The following is an 8,956-nucleotide window of genomic DNA, read 5'->3' as shown; positions in this document are numbered from 1 at the left end:
AGAAAGCAGAGTGCGAGACAGGCCGAAACTTCGTGGGGTGAGTATGACCAGCACGACCGATTCATACCGCGAGGAGATCCTGGACCTGGCCATCGGCCCGATGCCAGGCTGGGGCGCCGCCTGCGCGCGGGATATCATGGCGACGCTGCGGTCCGACGCCGAGCCTTTCCCCTGCGTTTTCGCGGTGGCCGCGGCCCATGGTGGCGGGCTGCGGTTCGGTTTCGTCGACGATCTGCACGACGAACGGACCTGGTCCGTACTGCCGGATATCCTTGCCGCCTATCTTTCGGTGTACCAGTCGATATCGCGGAACACCTCCCTCGTGGTTTTCTTCGGATCCGGCGGCGGGACGGCGGGGCCGGAGCCAGACGACGTCCTCTCCTACGAACAGCGATTCTGGTCGGTGCTGCGCTACCTGCACGACAGCGATGGCGAGCCCTGGCCGTCGGACATCCCGACCGACATCGACGATCCCGGCTGGGAGTTCAGTTTCCGCGGCACCCCGATTTTTGTCGTCTGTAACACGCCGGCTCACCACCGGCTACGCAGCCGGAGTAACCCGGTGTTCACCATCACGTTCCAGCCCCGCTGGGTCTTCACCGGCCTGGAGCCGACCAGCCCGCGGGGCGCCGCCGCGCGGAAAATAATCCGCGAGCGTCTCAGGAGGATGGACGAGGTGGATTCAACGCCCCTGCTGGGCTCCTACGGCGACCCGGACAACCGGGAATGGAAGCAGTACTTCCTGCGTGACGACGCATCGGTCGCAGAGAAATGCCCGTTCCACGCCGCTCCCGGCCGGGAGACGGCCGGAACAAGCGCCGGGAAAGCCGCCGTGGAGACGCCCGGAACAGCGCCCGGAACAGCGCCCGGGGCGGCGGTCGGGAAAGCGGGCCCGGCCCGGCCGCGACGGGTCTGTTCAAGGTGGTCGTCAACCAGGAACAGCAGTACTCGGTGTGGCCGTACGGGCGACGCAATGCGCTCGGCTGGTTCGACACGCCCGTCACGGGAACCCGGCAGCACTGCCTGGACAGCATCGAGCTGAGTTGGACCGATCTGCGGCCACGCAGCCTGCGGCGACGGATGTCAGGCCGCGGCGGCGGCTCGTCCGGCGCCGCCGCGCCGGCGCGCACCGGCCGGTACGGCGGGCTCGAGGGCCCGGACCCGGCGTCGGGCCGCGGGCCGGTTGCCACGAGTTCCGCCTGAACGGAAGGGAAAACCATGGTCGCGAGACGGTCTTCCATCCCTACTTCGGGTCCATCCGGCGACGTTGGCCGGGGCGGGACCGACCTCGACCAGCGGCGACCGGTCGCGGACGACTTCTCCAGCGGGCGGGTGGATCCGCTCGTCGAGCGCTCGCTCACCGCTCTTGTGGCGGAGGCGATCCGCCGGACGCCGGAGGCGACCGCCGTTGTCGGTCTGGCGGGCGCCGACGCGGGCGCGGGCGTGGCCGTCACCCTCACCTACGCCGACCTCGAACGGCGGGCCGAAGCCGTCGCCGCGTCGTTGCGCGCGGTCGGGGTCGGCCCGGAGGTGACCGTCGGTGTGTGCCTGCTACGCTCGGCCGCCCAGGTGGTGTCCCTGCTCGGTGTGCTGCGAGCCGGCGGCGCGTTCGTCCCCTTGGACGGCTCCTGGCCGGCCCGGCGCATCAGCGCGGTGGCCGACGAAGCCGGGATCGCGGCGGTGGTGGCCGGGGCGGCCGGCGCCCCGCCCGAGCTGTCGGCCAGCGCCGGCTTCGTGCCGCTGCTGCGGCTGGACCCCGCCGGCCGGCTCGTCACCGCCGGTGGCGGCACGCCCGCCAGGGCGGTCTCGGCCGACAACCCGCACCCGTACCCCGCCGTGGACCTGGAGAACCTCGTCTACGTCATCTACACCTCCGGGTCGACCGGGACACCCAAGGGCGTGATGATCCGTCATCAGGCGATTTGCAACCGGCTGCGCTGGCAGGTCGACCTGCTGGGCCTCACCGGTGATGACGTCGTCCTGCACAAAGCGCCGTTGAGCATCGACATCTCGATCAACGAAATCCTCCTGCCGCTGGTCGCCGGGGCGCTCATGGTGATCGCGCCGCCTGGGGCCGAGGCGGATCCGGGCGCGTTGCTCGAGATCATCCGCGCCCATTCGGTGACGTTCTGCTATGTCGCGCCGTCCACGCTCGGGGCGATGCTCGAGTGTCCGGACGCGGTGGAGGCGGGGCGTTCGTTGCGGCACGTCTGGTGCGGGGGCGAGGTCCTGCGCGACGAGGCCTACCGGCGCTTCCGGGAGCGGTGGCGGGCCCGGCTTTACCACGGATACGGGCCCGCCGAGGCGACGATCGGCGTCTCCTGCCGGGTGTTCGACCCGGACCAGGCCACCGCCCGCGTGTCGATCCGGCGGCCGAACCCGAACACTCAGCTCCGGGTCCTGGACGCCGAGTACAACCCGGTGCCGCTCGGCGCGGTCGGCGAGCTCTTCATCAGCGGGCTGCCGCTGGCCCGGGGCTACCTCAACGACCCGCGCCACACCGCGGACCAGTTCGTGCCCGACCCGTTCAGCCCAGTGCCCGGCAGCCGGATGTACGCCACCGGAGACCTGGGCCGGTTCCGCGCCGACGGGGAGATCGAGTTTCTCGGCCGGGCCGACAACCAGGTGAAGATCCGCGGCTTCCGGGTGGAGCTGGAGGAGATCGAGAACGTGCTGTGCGGCCAGCCTGGGATCCGCCAGGCCGCCGTCGTCCTTGTCCCCGGCCAGGCAGGGGACGACGGCGAGCTGCGGGCATACTGCGTGCGCGCGGGGGCGAGCGGCCCACCGAACCTGCGCGCCTGCCTGGCCGAACGGCTGCCCGAGCACATGGTCCCGGACACCTTCGTCGACGTCGCCGAGCTGCCGCTGACCGCGGCCGGCAAGATCGACCGGCGCGCGCTCGCCGCGCCCGGCCCGCCTGGCCCGCCCGCCGCCAACGACCATCCCCACCAGAGGAGGAACTCGATGACTTCGGACCAGACCACGACGCTGGCCGGGCCCACCACCCCGGAGCGCTCCCTCGACCCAGTGCCGGCGGCGAGCGCGCCGGTGGAGCAACCCGGCCGCTCGGAACCCGTCGAGCCGGCCGGGCCCGACGATCTGGCCCGCCGGGTGGAGGCCGCCCAGCACGGACCGGGCGCGCACGCCCTCGTGCGCTCGTTCGTGTCGAACCCCGCCTTCCGCCCGGCCGAGTGGGAGGAGCTGACCACCGAGGACGACCCGTACCGGCGCCCGGTCCGGCCCGCCGACCTGGCCTGGCTCGACTACGGCACCGCGCTGGGACCCGAGGACACCCTCAAGCTCTCGGGCCTGCTCGGGCACCGGATGCTGCGCAACATCTACGACGCGGACCTGCTGTACCTGCCGCCGAACCGCAACGCGGCGGCCGATCGTGACGCCTCGGACTTCTACGGCGCGGGGAACCGGCTGCGTGGCGCGCTCGCCCAGCCGGTCCTCGAACGCCACCTGTTCTCGTTCCTGGCGCACCAACGCCCGTCCCCGCCGGTCGGCCCGTCCGCCGGCGGGTTGCTGAGCGAGCTGCGCGGTTACTGGGAGGAACGCCGGGACCACCCGGGGGACGCGTTCACGGTGCTGCGCGGCACCCGGGACCGGCGCGAGGCGACGACCTTCGCGTTGTTGCAGCTCTCAGCATTCCTGCCCGCGGTACGCACGGCGACCGCCCGCGCGTCGCTCGGCGAGTACGACCTCGCCCAGCCGGTCGCTCGGCGACTGCTTCTCGACGACTACCGGCGCTGGGTGGCGGGCTCGGACGCCTGGACGGCCCTGCTCGCCGTGGCCGGGCTCACCCCGACGGCCGGGGCCTACTGGCAGCTCTACCTGAACACCTCGTTGGCCCGGGGCAACCGTCTCCACCAGCTGTCCCGCGCGCCGCACCGGCATGCCGAGCTGCTCGGCGCGTTCGTGCACCAGCGCATCGACGACGCGGTCGCCGCCGCCGCCTGGGCGGATGCGGTCGAGGACGGCCTCGGCGAGCGGCCGGCATTCTTCGCCTCGTCACCGCCGGCGCTGACCCCCGCCGCGCTGGACGACCTGGTCGACACGCTGCTCACCCCGCTGCTCGCGCTGTCCGGGGATGCGGCTCTGACCGCCTTTCACGCCGGTTTCACGGACGCCGCCCAGCTCGCCCGCCGCTGGGACCGTGACCTCGCCGAGCAGCTGGCCTGGGCCGACTCGATCGAGGAGTACAAGGCGAAGGCCGAGGCCATCGACGCCTACCTCACCACCGAGGGGATAGCGGTCGACCTCGACACGTTCGTCGAGTCGTGTGACGAGACATCGACGACGCACGTCCACGACGAGCACCGGCTGGTCATGATCGAGTCGGGTGACATGCACTTCTGGAACAACGTCACTCACAAGATCGCGTTGAGTGACGGCGACAAGATTCTCATTCCCAAGTCGCGGCTGCACGGATCGACGGTGCTCTCGGGATCGTGCACCTACCACCAGCCGATCATTCCGGACGACATGTACCTGAAGTTCTGACCGCGCCCGGCCCGGCGACCGAGACGTTACCCGCCGCTGGCGGGAGCTGATCGGGCCAGCCGTCGCTGAACCTTGTTCCGTAGGTCTTCCGGAAGGAGATCCGTGATGCCGCCGAGGGCGGGCAGCCCGTCGGGCTCGGTCGTGAGCGCTCGGAAGACCTGCCCGACGGTTAGCCCGTGCCCGGGCCGGTGCAGGACTGTGATCGAATCCCCGGCGGCGGCCTCTCCTTCGGCCAGAACCCGCAGGTACGCGCCGGGCGTACCGCGCCGCGAAAAGCGCTTAATGAGATCCGGGACGTCCCAGAATCCGGCGAAAACACGGCAGGGGGTGCGGGGCGAGGTCACCTGGACCACCGCGGACCCGACGGCCCAGACCTCGCCGATCCGAGCGCCGGTGACATCCATTACCAACGACGTCAGGTTCTCCCCGAAACTACCCGGAGGGATATCACGATCAAAGGAGCGCGACCACCAGGAGAAATCTTCGTGAGCGAACACGTACACGGCCCGATCAACACCGCCATGAAACGTCAGGTCGCAGATGGTGTCTCCGCGCAGGCCGTACCGGCCGACGTGCACCGGCCCCTCGGCGGGACGCTTGTCAATCCCGCTCCGACCCTGCCTTCCGGTCCACGCATCAGTTCGGACGACGGCGATGTTGACGGCAAGAACACTTCCCATCAGGGGTCACTTTCCTGTGGCCGGGCAGGTATTCCGGGGACTCTTTTAGCGGCCCGGGCGCCTGAATCGCTATTTTCTGGGTCGCTATCGCCTGGATCGCTATCGCCGGTGCGCGTCACGCCCACGAGTGTATCGCACCCGTCGGGATTTCCGTACCGAGCGGGAAACCGCCGGTTCGGCGCCGGAAACCAGCACGGCGGTGATCCGGACCGTTGGACCGGTTGGCCGGCCTACCGGCGTCCGGCGCCGCGCCGGCTGGCTCCGGTCCCGGAGGCTTGTCCGCCGCCGGCGAGCCCGGCGGTGGCGGTCTCCGGACCCGGTCCGGCGGCCACGATCTTGATTAAGTAAGCTTTACCTTGAGTAGGTAAGGCTTACTTGCTAAACTGTCAAAAGTTGATCACATCAAGGTGGGCGGCCTGACGCTGTACCGACCGAACTCCGCGCCGGCCGCTTCCCCGTCGGGTTTCCGGGGCGTGGTGGCTGACGCCTGGCATTGACGGTTCCCGCTTCACTGTCGACGGATGGAATGGTTGTGAGCTTGCGCTTTGAGGAACCCGGGCCACCGCCGGTCGAGCCGGCCGGCCCGCCGACGACGCTCGAGTGCTGCAATGACGCCAGCCTGCCCGCGCGGGCCTCGACCGTCGCCCATCTGTTCACCGCCCAGGCGCGGCGCTCACCGGGCGCGACCGCCGTCGTGGCACCCGGAGTGCGGTTGACCTACCGGGAGCTCGGCGCCCGGGTCTTCCAGCTCGCCCGGGCGCTACGGGCACAGGGCCTCGGGCCGGAAGACATCGTCGGCATCCGGCTGGTCCGATCAGCCGAGATGATCGTCGCGGTCCTCGCGGTCATGGTCGCGGGCGGGGCGTTTGTCCCGGTCGAGCCGGCCTGGCCCGACCAGCGGCGCCGGCGGGTGCTGGCCGACGCGCGAGCCCGGCTGATCGTGACCGGTCCGGCTGCGCCGGTGGAGTCCGGCGGGCTGGTGGACGGTGTGCCCGCCGTGCCGGTCGACCTGGGCGCCTGGTCCTGGGGCAGCGAGTCGGCCGAGCCGCTCGACCTGCCGGTCCCCCCGGCGGGGCTGGCCTACGTGATCTTTACCTCCGGGTCGACCGGAACTCCCAAGGGGGCGATGATCCGGCATGACGCGATAGCCGAACGGTTGCGGTGGCAGGTGACGGATCTGTTCGCCTTCGGCGCGCACGATGCGTCCCTGTTCAAGGCGCCGTTGTCGTTCGACATTTCGATCAACGAGATTCTGCTACCGCTCGTCTGTGGCGGCCGGGTGGTCGTGGCGGAGCCGGACGGTGAGCTTGACCCGGGATACCTGCTTGAGCTCATCGAGGGGGAGCGGGTCACCTTCGTCTATCTGGTGTCGTCGATGCTGGACGTTTTGTTGGAGGCGGCGGAAGGGACGTCGGCGCTCAGCTCGCTGCGGCAGGTCTGGTGCGGAGGCGAGGTCCTGACACCCGCGCTTTTCGCCCGTTTCCGCGCCCAGGTCGACACTGCGCTCTACCACGGATACGGCCCGGCCGAAACGACGATCGGCGTCTCTCATGTGATCTACCGGGATAGCGCCGAACGGCTCGCCGCATCCATCGGCCGACCGAATCCGCATACCCAGCTCCACGTCCTCGACGACTTGCTGGCCCCGGTGCCCTCCGGCGCGGTCGGCGAGCTGTACGTGGCCGGTTTCCTGCTCGGCCGCGGTTATGTGAACAACGGGGCGCTGACCGCGTCGCGCTTTGTCGCCAACCCGTTCGCCGGTGATGGCGCGCGGATGTACCGCACCGGGGATCTCGCCCGGTGGAACAGCGCCGGCTGGCTGGAATTCGTGGGCCGGGCCGACAACCAGGTGAAGATCCGCGGGATGCGGCTGGAGTTGGAGGAGGTCGAGGCTGCGCTGGCCGGGCACCCCCGGGTGCGGCGGGCGGCGGTCGTCCTGTCCCGGGACGCCGCCGCGCCCCGGCTGCTCGCCTTCGTCGTCCCCGATGCCGATCGGGCCGGAGTCGATGCCGGCCCGGCCGGCGGGACGCTCGCCGACGAGGTGCTGGCCTGGTGTGCCGACCTGCTTCCCCAGTACATGGTGCCGAGCGTCGTGACCGTGGTCGACACGCTCCCCGTCACCGCCGGCGGGAAGGTGGACCGCCGGGCGCTCACCGACCCATGCCCGGATTTGTCGGCGGATGGGGTAGACGAGGACGCCGCCATCTAATTAAGTAAGGCTTACCTAAATTGCGTCTGCCTAGTCAGCGGCGCGTGACCACAAGGAGAGACGGCATCTCATGCCGGCGGACCCAGCCTCATCGCCGGATGGGAAGCGACCCGCGACCCGCGAGCCGTCCCGGCGCGCGGCCTGACCACGGAAACGAGAAAGCAGTGCGAAACAGACTGAAACTCCTCCTGGCGGCGATCCTGGCCGCTACCGCGTTGGCCGTCACGGCCGGCTGCGGCAGTAGCGGCGACGGCAGTGGTGAGACGGCCGCGTCGGCGAGCGCGGCGACGGGCAGTTTCCCGGTCACGCTGAAGAACAAGTTCGATACCACGGTCATCAAGTCCCAGCCGAAGCGGATCATCGCGCTCAGCTATGAGGAGGACATCCTGGCGACGCTCGGCATCACGCCGATCGCGTACGCGAAGAACGAATACAAGCCCGACGGCGTCTTCCCTTGGCTCCAGGGAAAGATCGACCTCTCGAAGAGCGTCGCTCTGGGCACCAGCGGGGACCTGAACCTCGAGCAGATTGCCGCGCTGCATCCCGACCTGATCCTGATCCTGGCCACCAACTTCTACGGCCTGGCCGACTACTACGACCGGCTCTCGAAGATCGCGCCGACCGTCGGCTACACGGATGACGCCGGCATCGCGACCTGGCAGGAGAACAGCACCATCATCGGCAAGGCCGTCGGCCGCGACGCCGACACCCGGAAGGCGATCGCCGCCATCGAGAAAATCATCCAGGACACCAGGTCGAGCCTTCCCGGCCTGGCCGGCAAGACGTTCAGCTACTCCTTCTACTACGAGCCGGGCGGGCTCGCGGTCATCGACGACCCGAAGACGGTGTCCGTCCAGCTCTACACCGAACTCGGAATGAAGCTCGCGCCGGGTGTGACGGCCAATGTAGTGGACCGGTCGCTGAGCATGGAGAAGCTCGACGCATTGGACGCGGACTTCGTGCTGATCGGTTTCGCCACCCCAGCCCTGAAAACCGAGATGAACGGCAACAAGCTGTTCACCGACATCCCGGCGGTCAAGGCGGGACGGGTCCTGCAGGTCGACGCCTTCACGGCCGGCGCGGTTAACAACCCGACGATCCTCAATATCCCGTGGCAGCTCGAGCAGCTCAAGCCGACCCTGGCCAAGGTCGCGGACAGTAGCTGACCGTCGGTGAGTCGGGGCTCGCGCGGCGCGGCCATCGCCGCGCGAGCCCCCGCACTGACCTACATCCGGACCGAACCCGGACTGAATCCGGATAGGACGGCCCCGGATCGAACCCGACACCAGACCCGGACCAGGCCCGGACTCAACCCGGACGGCTCTGTTGCGTCCGGCTGGCACGACCCTGCGCTGGCGGCCAGGCATGATCAGATGGTGACTCGCGTCCGTCCTCGTCGAGCACCGGGGCTGCGGCCTGGGCGCCGGCGGCTGCCGGTTCGCCCGCGATCGTCTCCGCTGCCGGATCTGTCGTCATGCTGGTCATCTGGTGCCTCTTCTACCTGCGCGTATGCACAGAGCATCACAGTGGAGTTACACCGTTGTTCTGGCTCTGTCGCACA

At 69.7% G+C, this 8,956-nt stretch carries 6 protein-coding genes; 5 read left to right on the top strand and 1 reads right to left on the bottom strand.

The window, feature by feature from the left end; genetic code table 11:
- The first annotated feature begins 43 nt into the window (after positions 1-43).
- From AC08OJ_RS02485 to AC08OJ_RS02475, 3 genes are read left to right on the top strand one after another with little or no spacing between them, the layout of a single operon-like run.
- A complete protein-coding gene (locus tag AC08OJ_RS02485; protein ID WP_476594961.1) occupies positions 44-1,042 on the top strand; it encodes a YqcI/YcgG family protein in 999 nt (332 codons plus the stop codon).
- Positions 952-1,203 (top strand): hypothetical protein, encoded by a 252-nt coding sequence (locus tag AC08OJ_RS02480; protein ID WP_476594960.1) that lies wholly within the window; start codon positions 952-954, stop codon positions 1,201-1,203. The genes AC08OJ_RS02485 and AC08OJ_RS02480 overlap by 91 nt, the downstream gene beginning before the upstream one ends.
- Before the next feature lie 15 nt (positions 1,204-1,218).
- Positions 1,219-4,506, top strand: a complete 3,288-nt coding sequence (locus AC08OJ_RS02475) for an amino acid adenylation domain-containing protein (protein WP_476594959.1) — start codon at positions 1,219-1,221, stop codon at positions 4,504-4,506.
- Between the two features lie 26 nt (positions 4,507-4,532).
- Here AC08OJ_RS02475 and AC08OJ_RS02470 read toward each other — a convergent pair whose 3' ends face one another.
- Entirely contained in the window at positions 4,533-5,186 is a 654-nt protein-coding gene (locus AC08OJ_RS02470) for an MOSC domain-containing protein (RefSeq protein WP_476594958.1), read from the bottom strand.
- A 526-nt stretch (positions 5,187-5,712) separates the two neighbouring features.
- On the opposite strand from AC08OJ_RS02470, the gene AC08OJ_RS02465 reads away from it, so the two are divergent.
- Both AC08OJ_RS02465 and AC08OJ_RS02460 read left to right on the top strand, forming a co-directional pair.
- Positions 5,713-7,395, top strand: coding sequence for an amino acid adenylation domain-containing protein (locus tag AC08OJ_RS02465; RefSeq protein ID WP_476592931.1), 1,683 nt, complete (start codon positions 5,713-5,715; stop codon positions 7,393-7,395).
- A gap of 164 nt (positions 7,396-7,559) precedes the next feature.
- Entirely contained in the window at positions 7,560-8,561 is a 1,002-nt protein-coding gene (locus tag AC08OJ_RS02460) for an iron-siderophore ABC transporter substrate-binding protein (protein WP_476592930.1), read from the top strand.
- The last annotated feature ends 395 nt before the right edge of the window (positions 8,562-8,956 follow it).

The organism is Frankia sp. CgKIO3, from assembly GCF_977946435.1.
Note: the sequence above shows the minus strand (reverse complement) of the source record. Positions and strands in the feature narration are given on the sequence as shown.

Coding starts and splice junctions, on each gene's coding strand:
- AC08OJ_RS02485 (WP_476594961.1), top strand. CDS start 44: ATGACCAGCACGACCGATTCATACCGCGAGGAGATCCTGGACCTGGCC.
- AC08OJ_RS02475 (WP_476594959.1), top strand. CDS start 1,219: ATGGTCGCGAGACGGTCTTCCATCCCTACTTCGGGTCCATCCGGCGAC.
- AC08OJ_RS02470 (WP_476594958.1), bottom strand. CDS start 5,186: ATGGGAAGTGTTCTTGCCGTCAACATCGCCGTCGTCCGAACTGATGCG.
- AC08OJ_RS02465 (WP_476592931.1), top strand. CDS start 5,713: ATGGTTGTGAGCTTGCGCTTTGAGGAACCCGGGCCACCGCCGGTCGAG.